The 19,313-nt window shown below is 60.8% G+C and carries 15 protein-coding genes and 1 pseudogene; 7 read left to right on the top strand and 9 right to left on the bottom strand.

The genetic code is table 11. From position 1 onward, the window contains the following. Positions 1-132: 132 nt before the first annotated feature. The 3 genes from ACK83U_RS18360 to ACK83U_RS18350 all read left to right on the top strand — a co-directional run bounded on the left by ACK83U_RS18360 (position 133) and on the right by ACK83U_RS18350 (position 8,205). Complete coding sequence (locus ACK83U_RS18360; RefSeq protein WP_412474695.1) at positions 133-5,655, top strand: MG2 domain-containing protein; 5,523 nt, start codon at positions 133-135, stop codon at positions 5,653-5,655. Positions 5,656-5,664: 9 nt separating this feature from the next. After that, complete coding sequence (gene pbpC, locus ACK83U_RS18355; protein WP_112609225.1) at positions 5,665-7,752, top strand: penicillin-binding protein 1C; 2,088 nt, start codon at positions 5,665-5,667, stop codon at positions 7,750-7,752. A 93-nt stretch (positions 7,753-7,845) separates the two neighbouring features. Continuing rightward, positions 7,846-8,205 carry a nuclear transport factor 2 family protein gene (locus tag ACK83U_RS18350; RefSeq protein WP_015338486.1) on the top strand — a complete coding sequence of 120 codons (360 nt, stop codon included), beginning with the start codon at positions 7,846-7,848 and terminating at the stop codon, positions 8,203-8,205. A gap of 249 nt (positions 8,206-8,454) precedes the next feature. On the opposite strand, the pseudogene pheT reads toward ACK83U_RS18350, so the two are convergent. From pheT to infC, 6 genes and pseudogenes are all read right to left on the bottom strand, one after another. Then, positions 8,455-10,877 (bottom strand): annotated as a pseudogene (gene pheT / locus ACK83U_RS18345) (phenylalanine--tRNA ligase subunit beta). Positions 10,878-10,893: 16 nt separating this feature from the next. After that, positions 10,894-11,976, bottom strand: coding sequence for a phenylalanine--tRNA ligase subunit alpha (pheS, locus tag ACK83U_RS18340; RefSeq protein WP_112336784.1), 1,083 nt, complete (start codon positions 11,974-11,976; stop codon positions 10,894-10,896). A gap of 38 nt (positions 11,977-12,014) precedes the next feature. After that, positions 12,015-12,272, bottom strand: a complete 258-nt coding sequence (locus ACK83U_RS18335; protein WP_412474694.1) for a hypothetical protein — start codon at positions 12,270-12,272, stop codon at positions 12,015-12,017. Between the two features lie 31 nt (positions 12,273-12,303). Next, a complete protein-coding gene (gene rplT / locus ACK83U_RS18330) occupies positions 12,304-12,708 on the bottom strand; it encodes a 50S ribosomal protein L20 (RefSeq protein WP_112336785.1) in 405 nt (134 codons plus the stop codon). Positions 12,709-12,745: 37 nt separating this feature from the next. Next, positions 12,746-12,949, bottom strand: a complete 204-nt coding sequence (gene rpmI / locus ACK83U_RS18325; protein WP_012759782.1) for a 50S ribosomal protein L35 — start codon at positions 12,947-12,949, stop codon at positions 12,746-12,748. Positions 12,950-13,271: 322 nt separating this feature from the next. Then, positions 13,272-13,808, bottom strand: coding sequence for a translation initiation factor IF-3 (infC, locus tag ACK83U_RS18320; protein WP_181476247.1), 537 nt, complete (start codon positions 13,806-13,808; stop codon positions 13,272-13,274). 277 nt (positions 13,809-14,085) lie between these two features. Here infC and ACK83U_RS18315 point away from each other — a divergent pair, with 277 nt between their 5' ends. Beyond that, positions 14,086-14,895, top strand: coding sequence for an alpha/beta hydrolase (locus ACK83U_RS18315; RefSeq protein WP_015338479.1), 810 nt, complete (start codon positions 14,086-14,088; stop codon positions 14,893-14,895). A 235-nt stretch (positions 14,896-15,130) separates the two neighbouring features. After that, positions 15,131-15,730 carry a transglutaminase-like cysteine peptidase gene (locus tag ACK83U_RS18310; protein WP_015338478.1) on the top strand — a complete coding sequence of 200 codons (600 nt, stop codon included), beginning with the start codon at positions 15,131-15,133 and terminating at the stop codon, positions 15,728-15,730. A gap of 119 nt (positions 15,731-15,849) precedes the next feature. Here ACK83U_RS18310 and ACK83U_RS18305 read toward each other — a convergent pair whose 3' ends face one another. Together ACK83U_RS18305 and mbfA are read right to left on the bottom strand one after the other, a co-directional pair. Further along, positions 15,850-16,038, bottom strand: a complete 189-nt coding sequence (locus tag ACK83U_RS18305; protein ID WP_112336788.1) for a hypothetical protein — start codon at positions 16,036-16,038, stop codon at positions 15,850-15,852. Between the two features lie 119 nt (positions 16,039-16,157). Next, a complete protein-coding gene (gene mbfA / locus ACK83U_RS18300) occupies positions 16,158-17,141 on the bottom strand; it encodes an iron exporter MbfA (RefSeq protein ID WP_412474870.1) in 984 nt (327 codons plus the stop codon). A 253-nt stretch (positions 17,142-17,394) separates the two neighbouring features. Between mbfA and ACK83U_RS18295 the strand changes: the two genes are divergently transcribed. After that, positions 17,395-17,862: a group III truncated hemoglobin gene (locus ACK83U_RS18295; protein ID WP_112609221.1), complete on the top strand. Its 468-nt coding sequence runs from the start codon at positions 17,395-17,397 to the stop codon at positions 17,860-17,862. A 162-nt stretch (positions 17,863-18,024) separates the two neighbouring features. On the opposite strand, the gene ACK83U_RS18290 is transcribed toward ACK83U_RS18295, so the two are convergent. Continuing rightward, positions 18,025-18,582, bottom strand: coding sequence for a DUF308 domain-containing protein (locus tag ACK83U_RS18290; protein WP_112609219.1), 558 nt, complete (start codon positions 18,580-18,582; stop codon positions 18,025-18,027). A gap of 139 nt (positions 18,583-18,721) precedes the next feature. Between ACK83U_RS18290 and ACK83U_RS18285 the strand changes: the two genes are divergently transcribed. Next, complete coding sequence (locus ACK83U_RS18285; protein WP_112609217.1) at positions 18,722-19,306, top strand: TetR/AcrR family transcriptional regulator; 585 nt, start codon at positions 18,722-18,724, stop codon at positions 19,304-19,306. Positions 19,307-19,313 lie beyond the last annotated feature (7 nt).

The following is a 19,313-nucleotide window of genomic DNA, read 5'->3' as shown; positions in this document are numbered from 1 at the left end:
GCGGGCTTTTTCAAACTCCTAAGTTGATCGTCATGGACGCGAAGCTCATTCAGAAGCTCGACGCTCGGTTGACAAACAGGTCCGAAATTTGAAGATTGCCGCCATCAAAAACGGGCAGCGTTGGGAGGACTTATGTCTAAGCGCGCGTTTATCGGCTTCTCTGCTTTTCTTCTCGCCACTTTTGCCTCTCTGACCCCTTCGCTGGCGGCTGACGTCAAGCGCCAGGTGGTTACCACGAAGGATGGCGATTACTTCGGCTTCGATCTGCGCACAGAGCAGAATGTGACGCTGGATCAGTGCTCCGCGTCCTGCATCGGCGACAAGTCCTGCAAGGCCTTCACCTACAATCCCAAGGTGAAGTGGTGCTTCATGAAGTCGGACTTCAACCAGCTAAATAGTTTTCCCGGCGCAATCGCCGGCAAGATCGTCGAGACGGCGGCCACCAGCGAGCCGGATATCGGCGCGGCCCCTGCCCTTTCATTCCTTTCCGACAATTTCGTCCAGAGCGCGCGTGATGCAAAGAACACGCTGACGCTCGGCAACGAGCTGAAGGGCCAGGGCGTTGAAAGCCTTATTGCGCTCGGCCGCATCGAACTGACCTCGGGCAATGTCAACGATGCGCTGAACGCCTTCCAGGGCGCTCTCTCGCTCAATCCCGACAACGGTGATCTGTGGATCGAGATGGCGCGTGCCGCCAACACGATCACGAACGACACGTCTGTCGCTACGCGCGCCGCCTATGCCGCACTCAACGGCTATCAGCTGACCCGTACGACGAGCAGCCGCGCCGATGCGCTCGCCGTTCTCGCCGAGGCGCTGAAGAATGCGCAGAACTATCGTCCGGCGCTCAGCGCCTACAAAGCAAGCCTCGAGCTCACCAGCTCGGCCGCGGTCCAGGCAGCCTATAACGATCTTCTGGCCCGTCAGGGCTTCCGTGTCACGGGTAATACGCTCGACAACGACAATGCCTCGCCCCGCGCCTGCGTGCAGTTCTCCGAAAAGCTGGTAAAGAGCGGCGTCGACTATACCCCCTTCGTCACCCTCAACGGCGCCGCGCCGAAGGGCGTCGATGCCAAGGACAACCAGATCTGCGTCGAAGGGCTGGAATTCGGCCAGCACTACCGCATTTCGCTGCGCGCCGGCCTGCCCTCCTCGGTGGATGAAAGCCTCGCCTCGCAGGTCAATGTCGATATCTACGTCAAGGATCGCACCGCTTCGCTGCGCTTCACGGGCGACAATTTCGTCCTGCCTTCGACCGCGCGCCGCGGCATCCCGATCATTTCGGTTAACGCCAACACAGCCAATCTCAAGCTCTACCGCATCGGCGACCGCAATATCGCGCAGCTTCTGAACAATTCGCAGTTTCTGACGCAGGTGGACAGTTACAGCGCCCAGACCATCCAGGACACCAATGGCGAACTGGTCTGGCAGGGCTCTATCGAGATCAAGCAGGAACTCAACAAGGAAGTCGCAACCAGCTTCCCTGTGGACGAGGCGCTGCCGAAGCGCAAACCGGGCGTCTATGTGCTAACGGCGGTTGCGCCCGAGAGCGGCGGCCATGAATGGGACCCGCAGGCGACACAGTGGTTCGTCGTTTCCGACATCGGCGTCACCACCTATGCCGGCACCGACGGGCTGAATGTCTTCGCCCGCTCGCTCGGCGGCGCCAAGCCGCTCGCAGGCATTCAGCTACAGCTGCTTGCCAAGAACAACGAAATCCTCGGCACGGCCAAAACCGACGATAACGGCCGGGCGGTTTTCAGCGCCGGCCTGATGCGCGGTACGGCGGGCATGACGCCGGCCGTCATCACCGCCCAAAACGGCGATCAGGATTATGTCTTCCTCGACATGACCCGCGCCGGCTTCGATCTTTCCGACCGCGGCGTTGCCGGTAGAACCGCACCGGGCGCGATCGACCTTTTGACCTGGACGGAACGCGGCATCTACCGCGCCGGCGAGACGGTGCATGCTTCCGCCCTTGCCCGCGACGTCAGCTCGACGGCGGTCGAAAACCTGCCGCTCACCTTCGTCTTCCTGCGGCCGGACGGCGTCGAGGACCGCCGCATCGTCACCGACGGCGGCAAGCTCGGCGGCTACAATGTCGACTTGCCGCTGCAGCAGACCTCGATGCGCGGCACCTGGACGATGAACATCTACACCGACCCGAAGGGCTCCTCCATCGGCTCGCAAACCTTCCTCGTCGATGACTTCGTGCCGGATCGCATCGAATTCGACATGAAGAGTGACGCCAAGGAGATCGAAGTCGGTCAGCCGACTCCGGTTAATGTCGATGGACGCTATCTCTATGGTGCGCCGGCCGCCGGCCTCAACCTCGAAGGCGAAGTGACGCTGAAGCCGACGCGCCAGAGCGATGCCTTCAAGGGCTATCAGTTCGGCCTCGCCGATGAGGGTGCAGGCAAGGCAAACGCAAGCAATGATGACGATGACAGCAGCAGCGGTGACAGCAAGGCCGAGAGCACGCAGGTGCCGCTCGAAGACCTGCAGGCGCTGGACGAGAACGGCAAGACGACCTTCAATGTCACGATCAACGACACACCTTCGACCACGCAGCTGCTGAACGCCAATATTACGGTGCGCATGCAGGAAGCCGGCGGCCGCGCTGTCGAGCGCTCGCTGACCCTGCCCGTCAAGGCGGACGGTCCGCGCATCGGCATCAAGCCGGAATTCGACGGCGATCTCGGCGAGAATTCCGTCGGCAACTTCCATGTCATCGTTGTCGATGCCAATGGCCAGAAGCAGGCCATGCAGGGCCTGACCTGGAAGCTGCTCAGCGTCGAACGCAATTATCAATGGTATCGCGACGGCAGCAGCTGGAAGTTCGAGCCGATCATGTCCACCAAGCAGGTGGCGGTCGGCACGGTGAATGCCACGACGGACGGTGCGGCGATTTCCATGCCGGTCACCTGGGGTCGCTACCGCCTCGAAGTCTCCACCGCCGATGCGAACGGCCCGGAATCGAGCGTCGAGTTCAATGCCGGCTGGTATGTCGCCTCCACCTCGACGGAAACGCCGGATGCGCTGGAGATCGCACTCGACAAGGAAAGCTACCATGTCGGCGACACGGCCAAGCTGAAGGTCACCTCGCGCTATGCCGGTCAGTTGATGGTGACGGCCGGGTCGGAAACGCTGATCTCGGTCACCAATGCCGATATCGGCGCGACAGGCGGCGAAGTCGACGTTCCCGTAACGGCGGATTGGGGCGCCGGCACCTATCTGACGGCCACTCTTTTCCGCCCTGGCGACGCCCAGGAAAGCCGCATGCCGATGCGCGCCATCGGCATCAAATGGGCCCCCGTCGATCCCGGCGAGCGCAAGCTGCAGATCAAGATCGACGCGCCGCAGAAGACGCTGCCACGCCAACCGCTCAACATCGCCCTGCAGGTTGCGGGTGCAGGCGCCAATGAGGACGCCTATGTCACGATTGCCGCCGTCGATGTCGGCATCCTCAATCTCACGCGCTACCAGCCGCCGGCACCGGATGACTGGTATTATGGCCAACGCCAGCTCGGCCTCGAAATCCGCGATATTTACGGTCGCCTCATCGATGGCTCACTCGGCGCAACGGGCAAGCTGCGTACCGGCGGCGACGGCGGACAGGCAGCCCTGCAGGCGAGCCCGCCGAAGGAAAAGCTGATCGCCTTCTTCTCCGGTCCGATCAAGCTCGATGCCAATGGCAAGGCGAATGTCAGCTTTGATATTCCGCAGTTCAACGGCACGGCACGGCTGATGGCCGTCGCCTGGTCGAAAGCCGGCGTCGGTCACGCGACACAGGATGTGATCATCCGCGATCCCGTCGTCGTCACCGCCAGCCTGCCGAAATTCCTGGCACCGGGAGACAAGGCGAACCTGCGTCTCGATGTCGCCAACACGGATGCGCCAGCCGGCGAATACACCCTCGCGGTAACGGGCAACAGCGCCGTGACGGTGGATGCAAGCGCCACGCAGCAGAAGATCAACCTGCAGGCCGGCGGCAAATACGCCATCACCCTGCCACTGACCGGCGGACAGCCAGGCGACGGCACGATCGCGATCAAGCTCTCGAATGGATCAGGCATGTCGCTCGACCAATCGGTCGATATCCCCGTTCGCCCGTCGCAGCTGCCGGTCACCGAACGGCGTGTCATCGCGCTTGCGCCAGGCAAGAGCCTGACCGTCAATGCCGACCTTCTCGCCGACAGCGTGCTGCCCGGCGCCTCGGTCAGCGTCAATGTCAGCCGTTCCAGCGCCTTTGACGTGCCGGCGCTTTTGATGAGCCTCAGCCACTATCCCTATGGCTGCGCGGAACAGACGGCGAGCAGCGCCATGCCGTTGCTCTACTTCAGCGACATGGCCATCAAGAACGGCCTGGCCAATGACGCCGAGATCCAGAAGCGCGTGCAGGATTCGATCTATCGCGAACTGTCCTACCAGTCCTCGACCGGCAGCTTCGGCCTCTGGGGTCCGGGCTCCGGCGATCTCTGGCTCGACGCCTATGTGATGGACTTCCTGACCCGCGCCCGCGAGCAGAAGTACAACGTGCCGGATCAGGCCATGGTGCAGGGTCTCGAAAACCTCCAGAATGCGCTCAGCGCCAACACCAACGTCAAGGATAACGGCAACGAGATCGCCTATGCGCTCTATGTGCTGGCGCGCAACAAGAAGGCGTCGATCAGCGATCTGCGCTACTATGCGGACACCATGCTGAACGACTTCCCGACGCCGCTTTCCAAAGCACATCTGGCCGCCGCTCTGGCGCTCTATGGAGATGCTCAGCGCTCGCGCAACATCTTCGTGGATTCGCTGCAGATGTCGCAAAAGGCGGCGGTGACAAAGGTCAGCTTCGTCCGCTCGGACTACGGCTCGTCGCTGCGCGACGGCGCCGCCGTACTGGCGCTTGCCGCCGAAAGCCGCCCCGTGCCGCCGATCATTCCGGAACTCGCAAGCGTCGTCGCCAAGGATTGGCAGAGCCGGAAATATACCAGCACGCAGGAACAGACCTGGATGCTGCTTGCCGCGCGCGCTCTACAGAATGGCGATGACGGCCTGACGCTCGATGTCAACGGCGCCGCCCATAGCGGCACCTACATGGCGCAGATGAGTGGCGATGCGCTGATGGGCCACCCGCTGACCGTCACCAATACGACGCGCCAGCCGCTGTCGGCTGCGGTGACCACGGTCGCGGCTCCGGTGGCACAGCTGCCGGCCGGTGGCAACGGCTTCAAGATCGAGCGCAAGTACTACACACTCGACGGCGAGGAGGCGAATGTCAGCCAGGCACAGCAGAACGAACGCTACGTGGTCGTGCTGCACGTGACCGAAAATAACGACTGGCCGCAGCGCATCCTCGTGACCGATCTCCTGCCGGCAGGCTTTGAGATTGACAATCCGAGCATCGTCAACAGCGCCCAGCTTTCGAACTTCGACTGGCTCAGCGAAGTTCAGCCTGCTCATGTCGAATTCCGCAACGACCGCTTCGTCGCTGCCTTCGATCAGAATTCCGGGGCAGATCGCGACATGACCTTCGCCTATGTCGTGCGTGCCGTGACCCCCGGCGTCTACGATCATCCGGCCGCAAGCGTCGAGGACATGTATCGTCCCCAGTTTTCGGCCCGCACGGCGATGGGTCGCATGGAGGTGCTGGGCGCCCAGCAGTAAGAAGCAGCCATGAAGGCGCGGTGGAAAATTGCGATCGGCTTTGGAGCCACCGTCTTGACGGCGGTGGCTCTGGTCTTTGGCCTGGAAGCCGCAGACCACGCCTATCCGCCGCCGCTCGACAATGCCCGCGTCGTCTCACCCGAGGTGCTCGACGCCAATGGCGATCTGCTGCGCGCCTTCGCTACGCCGGAGGGGCGCTGGCGGCTGAAGACCGAGGTTGCCGATGTCGATCCGCAATTTCTGCGTATGCTGGTCGCCTATGAGGACCGGCGCTTCTACGATCACCATGGCGTCGATCCCATGGCGATCGGCCGCGCCTTCCTCCAACTCCTCACGCATGGCCGCATCGTGTCAGGCGGCTCGACGCTCTCCATGCAGGTGGCACGCCTGATCGAGCCCCGCAGCGAGCGCTCGATGACGGCGAAACTCCTGCAGGTCGTCCGTGCCATCCAGATCGAACGGCGGCTGACGAAGGAACAGATCCTCGATCTCTATCTGACGCATGCCCCCTATGGCGGCAATCTGGAAGGCGTGCGGGCCGCGAGCCTTGCCTATTTCGGCAAGGAGCCGCGACACCTGACCGTCGCGCAGGCAGGCCTTCTCGTCGCCCTGCCGCAGCTGCCGGAAAAGCGACGGCCGGACCGCAATCTCGCCGCCGCACAGGCTGCCCGCCATCGCGTGCTCGAGCGCGCCGCCGTCGCTACCGTGATCGGCGAAGGCGAAGCGGAGCGCGCCTCGCTTTCACCAATTCCTGCTCAGCGCCGGCAACTGCCGGCCTATGCCGCGCATGTCGCCGAATTGGCACTGCGCAAGCAGTCTGGCGTCATCAAGCACAAGACGACGCTGCGGCGCGATGTGCAGCAGGGCCTGGAAGCAGTGGCGGATGCGGCGGCAAAGCGGCTCGGACCAAAAGTGTCTGTCGCCATGATCATGGCCGACGCCAAGACCGGCGAGATCATCGGTGAAGTCGGCTCGGCCAATTATTTCGATTCCTCGCGTGCCGGCTGGGTCGATATGACCCGCGTGCTGCGCTCGCCCGGCTCGACGCTGAAGCCCTTCATCTACGGCCTTGCTTTCGAGCAGGGCTATGTGGCGCAGGAGACGATTATCGAGGATCGCCCCGCCGACTTCTACGGCTATCGCCCACGCAATTTCGACATGAGCTACCAGGGCGATGTCAGCGTGCGCCAGGCGCTGCAGCTGTCGCTCAATGTACCGGCTGTGCGCCTGCTCGACGCGGTCGGGCCGACGCGGCTGCTGGTGCGCTTCCGCCGCGCCGAGGTGAAGCCGAAGTTGCCGCCGAACGAAGCTCCGGGCCTTGCCATCGGCCTCGGCGGCGTCGGCGTGACGCTGAAGGATCTCGTGCAGCTCTATGCCGGGCTTGCCAATCGCGGCAAGGCCATGCGGATCGGCGATGGCGTGCAGGACGAACCGGGACCGATCGACGGCGAGCCACTGATGGAGCCGATCGCGGTGTGGAACATCACCGACATTCTCTCCGACATCATTGCCCCGCGCGGCAGCAAGCAGCTCGGCATCGCTTACAAGACCGGAACCAGCTACGGCAATCGCGATGCCTGGTCGATCGGCTATGACGGCGCGCATGTGCTCGGCGTCTGGGTCGGCCGCCCGGACAATGGCGCCGTACCGGGGCTGGCGGGCTATGTTTCAGCCGCACCCATCCTGTTCGAGGCCTTCGCCAAATCGGGCGTTGCCACAACCCCCTTCCCTGCCGCTCCGATGGGCGCCGTGCGCATCGCGCCGACCGAATTGCCGATCAGCCAGCGGCGTTTTTCCGTGACCGCCGCCGGGCTGCTGGCTGCCTCCAGCCGCGAACCGGCGCCTCAGATCGTCTATCCGCCGGAAGGTGCGCGCGTCGATCTCGGGGCAAGCGGCGGCAACGACCAGATCATGCCGCTGGCGTTGAAGCTGCAGGGTGGCAGGGCGCCGTTCCGCTGGCTCGCCAACGGCAAGCCGCTGCCCGACATGTCGCGCCGCCGCACCAACCAATGGACACCCGATGGCGCCGGCTATTCGACGCTGACCGTCATCGATGCCGCCGGGCGCGCGGCAAGCGTGCGCGTCTTCGTGGAATAGACGTCGTCAAATCATTGCGATCATGGTGCCAGCGTTTTGGCAGTCGGCGGTGTCTATGATATGTTAGACATGACGCAAACGAGGAATGACAAGATGTCGGAAGAGCAGGCAATCCGCGCGGTTGTTCATCTCTACGTCGATGGCATGGCATTCGCGAACGAACCGGCGCTGCGCAAGGCCTTCCATCCGCGAGCAGCGATCATCGGCAATTATCAAGGCGCGGTGGAATGGATGACGCGGGATGAATTCATTGCCGCGATCGTCGAGGAAGGCAGCGCGCCGCCCGGAACCATACCGCTGATGGAGATCGAGTTGATCGACATCGAAGGCGATGCGGCCAGCGTCAAAGTCGTTGACGAATTCGCCGGCATGCGGTTTTCGGATTATCTGTCGTTGGTGAAGATCGATGGCCGGTGGAGTGTGGTGAACAAGGTTTATCATCTGCATCGGTAGGTGAGGCGGCATCGAGGATGCCGTGCCCCTGATACCCCTCTGTCACTTCGTGACATCTCCCCCACAAGGGGGGAGATCGTTGGAAGTATGCCGCACGCTCTTCCAAATCTAAGAGCTTCAGCGTCTGCAGCTTCGATATTTGACTGAGGCAGAGGAGTTCCGCGAGTTACCAATCTCCCCCTTGTGGGGGAGATATCGCGATAGCGACAGAGGGGGTGACAGACCCTCCGCGAACTCGACCGCAGCCGATTACGCTCTCAGCGCCCCACCCGTCGACTTGGTGACGTTCGCCACGATCTTCTGGGTCAGCGCCTCGAAATCCTCGTCGGTCAGCGTGCGCTCTGCTGGCTGGATCTGCACCTCGATGGCGATGGACTTCTTGCCTTCGCCGAGCGACGCACCCTCGAAGATGTCGAAGACGTTGACGCCGGTGATCAGCTTGCGGTCGGCACCGGCGGCGGCGCGGATGATGGCCCCGGCTTCCACCGACCTGTCGACCACGAAGGCGAAGTCGCGCTTGACGGCCTGGAAGGGAGAAAGCTCCAGCGCCGGCTTGGTGCGCGTGGCCTTCTTCTTCGGTTCGGGCATGGCATCGATATAGACTTCAAAGCCGGCAAGAGCGCCGGAGACATCCAGCGCTTCCAGCGTCTTCGGATGGAATTCACCGAAATAGCCGAGCACGACCTTCGGACCCATCTTGATAGTGCCGGAACGACCGGGATGATACCAGGTCGGGCCACCCTGCTCGATCTGGATATTGCCCATCGGCAGGCCGCAGGCCTCGATGACGGCGAGAGCATCGGCCTTGGCGTCGAAAACGTCGACCGGCTTGCCGCCGCCCTTGGTGGCGTTCGACCACATGCGGCCGGCGCCGGCAAGCGATGCCGTGCCGCGGCGAATACCCCCGGCAACGCGTCGCTGTCCCTCAGGCGTGTCGTTCTCATACGTGCCCGAGACTTCGAAGATCGCGACGTCGCCATAGCCCTTGTCGGCATTGCGCTGAGCAGCCGACAGCAGGCCCGGCAGCAGCGAAGGACGCATGTCGGACATATCAGCGGCGATCGGGTTCGCAAGCTTCAACGCGTTGGAGCCGCCGCCGAAGAGCTTGGCCTGATCTTCCGAGATGAAGGACCAGGTGACGGCTTCCAGCATGCCGCGTGATGCCAGCGCGCGCTTGGCGGTGCGCGTGCGGATCTGCAGCGTCGTCAGGATCTTGCCGTTGACGGCGGCGTGGCTGCTAAGCGGCTGCGGCTTGATATTGTCGACGCCATGGATGCGCATGATTTCTTCGACCAGATCGGCCTTGCCATCGACATCCGGACGCCAGGAGGGAACGGCGACCGAGATGCGCTCGCCCGAACCGGAGACCGAGAAGCCGAGCTTCGTGAGGATGGACTTGCTCTCATCGGTCGAGACGTCGAGGCCGGTCAAGCGCTTGACTTCCGACAGCGGGAAATCGACGATCTTCGCCTCATAACCCTTGTAGCCTTCGACGCGGGCTTTGGCAGCCGTGCCGCCGCAGCAGGCAAGCACCAGCTCCGTGGTGCGCTCAAGGCCGGGCACCATATATTCCGGATCTACGCCGCGCTCGAAGCGATAGCGCGCGTCGGTGATGATGCCGAGGCTGCGGCCCGTCTTGGCAATGTTCATCGGGTCCCAAAGTGCCGATTCGATCAGCACGTCGGTCGTATTCTCGTCGCAGCCGGAATGCTCACCGCCCATGATGCCGCCGATCGATTCGACGCCGTTGCCATCGGCGATGACGACGTTGCTGGGGTTGAGCTTGTATTCGCGCTCGTCCAGTGCCAGCACGGTCTCTCCGTCCCTGGCGCGGCGGACGACCAGATTGCCCTCGACCTTGGCGGCGTCGAAGACGTGCATCGGCCGACCCTGGTCGAAAGTCATGTAGTTGGTGATATCGACCAGCGCACTGATCGGACGGAGGCCGATCGCGAGCAGGCGCTGCTGCATCCACTTCGGGCTCGGGCCGTTCTTGACGCCGCGCACGAGGCGAAGGCAAAGCCCGGGCAAAGGCTGATATCGTCGAGCTCGATCTTGAGTTCGGTCGGCGTTTCACCTTGGACAGGAAACGTTGGCGTGAGGCGGGGCTTCAGCGTGCCAAGGCCGGAGGCGGCGAGATCGCGGGCGATGCCATAGACGCCGGTGCAATCCGGGCGGTTCGGTGTCAGGTTGATCTCGATGACCGGATCGTCGAGGCCGGCATAGGCAGCGAAGCTCGTGCCGACGGGCGCATCTTCCGGCAGATCGATGATGCCGTCATGGCTGTCGGAGATTTCCAGTTCCTTTTCCGAGCACATCATGCCACGGCTCTCGACGCCGCGAATGTTGCCGACCGTGAGCGTCACATCGATGCCGGGAACATAGGTGCCGGGGGCCGCGAAGGCACCGACGAGGCCGGCGCGCGCATTGGGGGCGCCACAGACCACCTGAACGGGCGCACCGCTACCGGTGTCGACCATCAGCACCTTCAGGCGATCGGCCTGCGGGTGCTTTTCGGCCGAGAGAACCTTGGCGATGACGAAGGGCTTGAATGCGGCCTTGTCGTCCACTTCTTCCACTTCCAGCCCGATCATCGTCAGGCGGGCGCAGATCTCGTCGAGCGTGGCGTCGGTTTCCAGGTGCTCTTTCAGCCAGGAGAGTGTGAATTTCATGTGCTTTATCCCTTCCTTACGCGCTCAGACCGCCGAACAAAGTCGGCATATCGAGCGGGCGGAAGCCATAGTGGTTCATCCAGCGGACGTCGGCGTTGAAGAAGTCGCGCAGGTCGGGCATGCCGTATTTCAGCATGGCAATGCGGTCGAGGCCCATGCCCCAGGCAAAGCCCTGATACTCGTCGGGATCGAGGCCGCCGTAACGCAGTACGTTCGGATGCACCATGCCGCAGCCGAGGATTTCCATCCAGTCGGTGCCTTCGCCGAACTTGACGATCGGGCCGGAGCGGTCGCACTGGATATCGACTTCGAAGGACGGTTCCGTGAAGGGGAAGAAGGACGGGCGGAAGCGCATCGTCACATTGTCGACCTCGAAGAAGGTCTTGCAGAACTCTTCGAGTACCCAGCGGATATTGGCGACGTTCGCCGTCTTGTCGATGACGAGGCCTTCGACCTGATGGAACATCGGCGAATGCGTTGCATCGCTATCCTGGCGGTAGGTCTTGCCGGGGATGATGATACGGATCGGCGGCTTCTGCGCTTCCATGGTGCGGATCTGCACCGGCGAGGTGTGCGTGCGCAGAACCTTGCGCTCACCCTTTTCATCCGGCTGGAAGAAGAAGGTGTCGTGCATTTCGCGGGCCGGGTGCCCTTCCGGGAAGTTGAGCGCCGTGAAGTTATAATAATCGGTCTCGACATCGGGGCCCTCAGCGATCGAGAAGCCCATATCGCCGAAGATGGCCGTGATTTCGTCGACGATCTGGCTGATCGGATGGATGCGGCCGCGCTCAGTCGGCGAGGAGCGGACCGGCAGGCTGACATCGACGGTCTCGGCCTTCAGCTTCGCCTCGATCGCCGCATCGCGCAGCTCGCTCTTGCGGGCGTTGATCGCGTCGGTGACGGCGTTCTTCAGCGCGTTGATCGCTGCGCCGCGTGTCTGCCGTTCTTCCGGCGACATGGAGCCCAGCGTCTTCAGCAGTTCCGAAACCGAGCCCTTCTTGCCGAGCGCGGCAACCCTGACCGCCTCGATCGCCTGCTCGTCGTTCGCCGCAGCCACCTCGGCCATGAGTTGGGTTTCGAGTGTTACGAGTTCCGTCATCTGATCCTGCCTTGCGGGCGGCGGGCTTGGAACGCCGCTCATTCCGCGGAATAATGGATGAACGCCCACATCAGACTGCTTGTGGCAACGATGAGGCGCTGCAGATCACTACCCATGTGGAAGCGGCCAATCAACCGGGCAAATAACAAAAACACGCCAAGAATACGGTACTTGGTATTTGTCGCCCGACGCGCGACCCATTTTCGAGCCTCGCCCAACAAGACAGCCTGACACGATGGAAAAGCATATGCTGCAAAACACAAAACCCGCGCCGGTTTCGCCAGCGCGGGTTTCATAATGAATTTACGAAAGACGTGCGAGGCAGCGTTAGTTAACGGCTGCTTCGAACTCGTTCTTCGTGCCGGCTTCCTTGAGGTATTCAAGTGCCTTCTTCGAAGCGACGACGAGCGCGCCGAAAGCTTCCTGCTCATGGATTGCCATGTCGGAAAGAACCTTGCGGTCAACTTCGATGCCAGCCTTGGTCAGGCCGTCGATGAAGCGGCCATAGGTCAGGCCATGCTCGCGGACGGCAGCGTTGATGCGCTGGATCCAGAGGGCGCGGAAGTTGCGCTTATTAACCTTTCGGTCGCGATAAGCGTACTGCTTTGCACGATCGACGGCGGCCTTGGCGGTACGGATGGTGTTCTTGCGACGGCCGTAGAAGCCCTTGGCTGCCTTCAGAACCTTCTTGTGCTTGGCGTGGGCGGTAACGCCTCTTTTTACGCGTGCCATTTCATGATCTCCTTAGTCTATAGCGTTACGAATAGTCTTAGAGACCGTTCGGCAAGTAGTTCTTGATAACCTTACGGCCATCCGGTTCTGCGAGAACCATGGTGCCGCGGGCATCGCGAATGAACTTGTTGCTACGCTTGATCATGCCGTGGCGCTTGCCAGCAGCGGCTGCCTTGACCTTGCCGGATGCGGTGATCTTGAACCGCTTCTTGGCAGAGGACTTCGTCTTCATCTTGGGCATTTTGCTACTCCTTCGATGCTTCCTGGCCTGCTTTGCTTAAAAGCCCTTCCCACAGATCCGGAACTGACCGGGCTGCAACAAGGTGCCGGAGCGTTTGTTGTTGAACGGCGGATACGGTGACGAACCGCTCCACCAGCATTCTGAACTGCCACGGCATGCCCTGCCGGTCAGTTCGGACGCGCGCTTATAACCGCACTTGCCTTCGAGTGCAACGGTGCCAATGCGGGAATCTTTGCAGATCGATGACAGGCATGGCCCATGCCGCACAAAAGGAAAAAGCCGTCCAAGGGACGGCTCCGGCCTCTCTACTCCGACTTGCGCCTCACTTGGGCGCAAGCACCATCATCATCTGGCGGCCTTCGAGCTTGGGCTCGGCCTCCACCTTGGCGATCTCGAGCGTATCTTCCTTGACCTGCTGAAGAAGCTTCATACCGAGTTCCTGGTGGGCCATTTCGCGGCCACGGAACTTCAAGGTCACCTTCACCTTGTCGCCTTCCTCAAAGAAACGGCCGATCGCCTTCATCTTCACCTCATAATCATGGGTGTCGATGTTGGGACGCATCTTGATTTCTTTGACTTCGACGATCTTCTGCTTCTTGCGCGCTTCGGCGGCCTTCTTCTGGTTGGCATATTTCAGCTTGCCCAGGTCGAGGATCTTGCACACAGGCGCATCAGCATTGGGGGAAATTTCCACCAGATCGAGACCGGCCTCCTCTGCCATTCTCAATGCTTGGTCGATCGGCACAACGCCCAAATTCTGGCCGTCAGCTGTAATGAGCTGAACTTTGGGAACGCGAATTTCCCTGTTGGAACGTGGCCCGTCCTTTACGGGCGCATCGGTTTTAAAGGGTCTGCGAATGGTCGTATTCTCCACGAATTGTTTCGGATAGCTGCAGCCTCTCGCTCCCCGTCGGCGCAACTGACGGAAATGTCGTAAAAGCTGTGTTGAAGTCAATAGCATGACAGCAGGAAAAAAGCACCTCCCGCGTGTCAATAGAGTGTCGCGGAAGCGCGAGATGCGCGAAGGACACAGTATCCTGCGCATTTATATAGAGAGCCCAGCCAAAAGATCGAGGATTTTTCAGGTCACGCGAGCGCGAATCTGTTTTATAGGGCAGAAAATCCGGGAGCTTTCCATGTCCGAGACCGCAACCATCCGACCGATCTTTCTTCCCGTTGGCACGGGCGACGGCGAGCGCCAGATCGCCGTCATTCAGCGCGCAGCCGGTAAGGGCGACAGGAATGTCAGCTTCGTCTGGTTGTCCGGCTATCGATCCGATATGAGCGGAACCAAGGCACTGGAACTGGATGCGCTTGCCGCGCGGCTCGGTATCGGCTGCATCCGTTTCGATTATTCCGGTCACGGCCAATCCGGCGGCAAGTTTACCAACGGGACGATTTCGCGCTGGCTGGAAGAGACACTTGCCGTCATCGACCATACCAAGCCGAAGAAGATCGTTCTCGTCGGCTCCTCGATGGGCGGCTGGATCGCGCTCAGGGCCATCCAGGAACTGCGCAAGCGCAAGAAAGCACCCACTATTGCAGGCCTCGTGCTGATCGCGCCCGCGCCCGATTTCACCATCGACCTCATCGAACCCAATCTTTCCGACGTCGAGCGGCGCTCACTGGCAGAGCGCGGCTATTTTGACGAGCCTTCGGAATATAGCCCCGAGCCGAATATCTTCACCCGCGCGCTCATCGAGGACGGCCGCGCCAATCGCGTGCTCACCGGCATCATCGAGACCGGCTGCCCTGTGCATATATTGCAGGGCATGGAGGATGCCGACGTGCCTTTTTCGCATTCGTTAAAGCTGGTCGAGCACCTGCCGGCCGACGATGTGGTGTTAACACTTGTGCGCGATGGCGATCACCGCCTGTCGCGGCCGCAGGATCTGGAGCGCATGCTCGCTGTGGCCGAGACATTGGCGCTGCATAACACACCGTAAAAACAAGCAGATACCTGCAGGCCTCTTAGTGCGCGGCCTCCTTTGGCCGCTGCCGCATGCGCGCGCCCGCATAATCACAGGCAGCAGAGGATTATGGCAACTATTCCCTTGATTGTGCCGAAATTAACCATATGAGCCGGTTCCCGCGTTAACACTTAAGTAACGATTGACTTCGCGCACCCCCCTACATTAACAATTTGTTAACAAATGCAGGGACGATACAAGGATAGTGGGCGTGCGTATAAAGGGCTTGTTGATTGCCTTCGCTGCTATAGTTGCGATGTCGTCGGCGGCGATGCCAGCACCTCAGCAGGGCGCTTCGATGACCGTCGGCAACGTGACCTCCCAGCCGATCGGGCACTACGACTTTTGTCAGAGACATACCGACGAGTGCGGCCCGACCCGCAATATCGGCCCTGTCGACATGAACGCCGCCGCCTGGGCGCTGGTCAATCAGGTCAACCTGCGCGTCAACAAGACCATCCATCCGGCGACAGACATGGAAGTCTACGGGCAGGAAGAATATTGGGAATATCCGAAAACGGCCGGTGACTGCGAGGATTTTGCCCTTCTGAAGCGCAGAATGCTGATGCAGAGCGGCATTTCCGCATCCAATCTGCTGATGACGGTCGTACGCAAGCCCGATGGCGAGGGACATGCGGTGCTGACGCTGCGCACCAAGCAGGGCGATTTCATCCTCGACAATCTCGAAGACGAGATCAAGGTCTGGAACCAGACCCCCTATTCGTACCTGAAGCGCCAAGCGAGCTTCAATGCCGGCCGCTGGGTGACCATCGAGAACGGCAACGACGTCCTCGTCGGCGCCGTCAAGTAAGAAAGCCAAACTGTTAAACGCAGATAGGCCGGCCCCTCGGACCGGCCTTTCGTTTTTTCATCATGTATGAAAACGCGCCTTACTTTCATGCAAGGGCGAATTGGTCATCACCACGAACGTCAGCTGTTTTTATGGCTCTGCTGGCCTGCCTTGACGTGTTGCTCGTGCGTGCCGCCGCGCGAGCCGCCAGAGTGCTGCTCGCGGGAGCCGCTGGACGAAGCATTCCTCGTATTGCCGTTGTCCATATTCTTGTGGCTCTGTTGGCCAGCCTTCACATGCTGCTCGTGAGTTCCACCTTGGTTTGCCATTGGATTATCTCCTTTGGTTTGCATACGAGGCCAAGAGCGGCCTCGTATTGCTAACCAATGGCAGTGGAAGGCGTTCCGACTTTTAACATTTCGTGATCTGAGAATGTCCTCGCCCTACCTCACCCATTTCCGATCAGAATGCCGGCACCCAGCACAAGCGAGCCGCCGAGGACGACCTGGAAAGCAGCCCGCAGAAACGGCGTTTCCATATACTTGTTCTGGATGAAGGCGATGGCCCAGAGCTCGAAGAAAACAACCACGGCCGCAGTAATCGTCGCGGTCCAGAAATGCGGAATGAGATAGGGCAAGGCATGCCCGAGGCCGCCAAGCGCCGTCATGATGCCGCAGGCAAGGCCGCGCTTGATCGGCGAACCGCGGCCGGAGATCTTGCCGTCGTCATGGGCCGCCTCGGTGAAACCCATCGAAATGCCGGCGCCAACCGACGCCGACAGGCCGACAAGAAAGGTCTGCCATGTCTGCTGCGTGGCAAAGGCGGCGGCAAAGATCGGTGCGAGCGTCGAGACGGAACCGTCCATCAGCCCGGCGAGACCCGGCTGCACGTAGGTCAGCAAGAACTGGCGGCGTGCCTGTGCATCCTCCTCGTGCTTGACCTCTTCCGGCGTGTGCTTCTCGCCCAGCATGCGGGCGACGTCTTCGTGGCCCTGCTCGGCAAGCGCAAGATCGCCGAGAAGCTGGCGTGTCGAGGCATCGGAGACCTGCTTGGCCGCCTCGACATAGAAATTATAGGCCTGCTGCTCCATCGCCTCGGCTTCGTTGCGCATGGCATCGAGGGAGAGGTTCTTGCGCAGCCAATCCGGCTTGCGCTCGTAAAAGCCATGCACATGCTCGCGCCGGATCAGCGGGATACGCTCGCCAAAGCGGCGGCGATGCATATCGATCAGCGTCTTGCGATGGCTGTCCTCGACCTCGGCCATATCCTCGAAAACCTTGGCGGACTCAGGATAGTGCGGACGGAGCGTATCTGCATAGGCAAGATAGATGCGCGAATCATCCTCTTCCGCCGCAATGGCGATCGCGAGGATCTCCTGTTCGGAAAGCGAGGTGAAAGGACGTTTGGACGGGCGAAACAGGCCGAGCAGCATCGGGGGCAACCTCATGACTTTAGAATTATTCTAAATCTAAAGTCAGTGATTGCGCTGGTCAAGCGCGGATGTGTTGCCGTCTGGGCTGCGCGCCGAAGAATTCACGGTTTATCGCGACAACATCAGCAATCGCGAGATGGTTTGACAGATTGCCACAACATTCCGATGACGCTTGGCGTGGCCGGCAAATTGCTTACATAGATGGGGACAGATGTGGCTTGCGGCGACGCCTAGCCCGAGCCAGGAGACTATTATGGAACAGGAACTACAGGCCCGCGCAGCTCACCTCGCCGGCATTCGCGAGAAAGCCGAGGCGGAAATGGCGCGCATAGGCATCGATGCTACCTTCATCGACAGACTGGTCGATACATTTTATGGACGCGTTCAGTCACATCCCCGGCTCGGGCCAGTCTTCGAGGGACGCCTTGCCGGACGCTGGCCGGATCACATGGAGAAGATGAAACGCTTCTGGTCCTCCGTCGCCTTCAAGAATGGCGCCTATGGCGGTAAACCGGTGCAGGCGCATCTCGGCGTCGGAGGAATGAGCGCCGATCTCTTTCCTGAGTGGCTGACGCTTTTCTCCGAAACGCTGGGCGACATCGCACCTTCCGAGCAGGCCAAGGACTGGTTCATGGCAACGGCCGAGCGCATCGCCAAGAGCCTGACGCTCTCGCTCTTCTATAATCCTGCGCTGGACGATCCCGCGAGGACGACGGCTTAAGGCAGGCCCGCGAAAATACGGAATTCGACAGCAGAGGACGACGGGCACGCGATCGATGAAGTTCAGAACTTCGTCGGCATTAACTGCGGCATGAGTGATCGATACGATTCTCTCGACGGCGGCAAGCCGCTTCAAACCTGCCGCCGCCAGATCAGGCAGCACCTATGCATGTGCTTTGCGATAAGCTGCGACCGCAAGCCAGATTGCAGAAAGCAGGAAGTAGAAGGCTCCGAATGCCGCATAGGGAACGATATCCAGAATTGTCGGCGCGACGGTGCCGAGGGATCGACTGAGCATGAAACCGCCGGCAAGCGCCGACTGCGCACCGCTCAAGATCATTACCCATTGAGCGCCATAGATACGCCAGCGCCTTACGCCGGTGTAGAGTTGCAGCAGGCCCGAGAGGATCGCCCAAGCCCCAAACACGGCCAGAACGGCATAGGTGCTATTGTCGGTGGCTACCACAACGGCGAGCGCCGTGATGATGCTGACGACAACATTCAATGTTTGGGACGGATTGACCTTCAGGCCGCCGTTAACCCGGGCGTCGACCAGATTGGCGAGGGCATCCCACACAGGATAGATAACCAGCAGAAACGCGACGGATGGCGGTTTTGCACTGAGGAGGATCGCGGCTGCAATCCAGGCGATCGAGAACAGGGCACGTGTAAAATAGTAGGACTGCAGCCAGTTGGGCTGGGGTGAAATGCGGCTTTGCATCGGAAGGCTCCTTGTATTTTTCTACCTACTAGTAGGAAGATAAATTCGTCGAGTCAACATTGGCTCGAACACCATTTCGTGAGAGCCGGAAGTGGTGTGGCTATCTTGACAATTCGCCTACTAAAAGGTAGGCAGCGACATGAAATCAATAGCTTCGACTTCAGAAAAAATTCTCGACATCGCGCAGTCTCTTATCGTGGCCGGAGGCTATAACGGCTTCAGCTATGCCGACATCTCCGCCGCGATCGGTATCCGGAAGGCAAGCATCCACCATCACTTTCCGACAAAGGCCGAACTGGTTTCGGTGCTCGTGGGCCGTTACAGGCAGCAGACGGAAACGGGTCTGAAGTCTTTGCGCGAGGGGATCTCGAGCCCTGCGGAACAGCTGCAGGCCTATGTGAGCTACTGGCATTCATGCATTCGGGACGCCTCGCTGCCCTTCTGCGTCTGTGCGATGCTCGCCAGCGAGATGCAGATGCTGCCGGAGGATGTCGCATCCCAGGTACGTGGCCATTTTCATAACCTTGCAGGATGGCTTGCGTCGGTGCTGCAGGCTGGAACCGAGAATGGCCTCTTCAAGCTGGACAAGCGACCCGAGGAAGAGGCGCAAATCCTGATGGCTTCGGTTCATGGGGCAATGCTCTCGGCGAGAGCTTTCGGCGATCCAGGACTGTTCATCGCAATCGTTGCACCCCAGATCGCCAGGCTTCAAGCCCCGGATTGACGGAGAA

Origin of the sequence: Rhizobium sp. WW22, assembly GCF_047041135.1 — a bacterium.
GTDB lineage: Bacteria > Pseudomonadota > Alphaproteobacteria > Rhizobiales > Rhizobiaceae > Rhizobium.
This window is presented reverse-complemented; position numbering and strand designations above follow the sequence as displayed.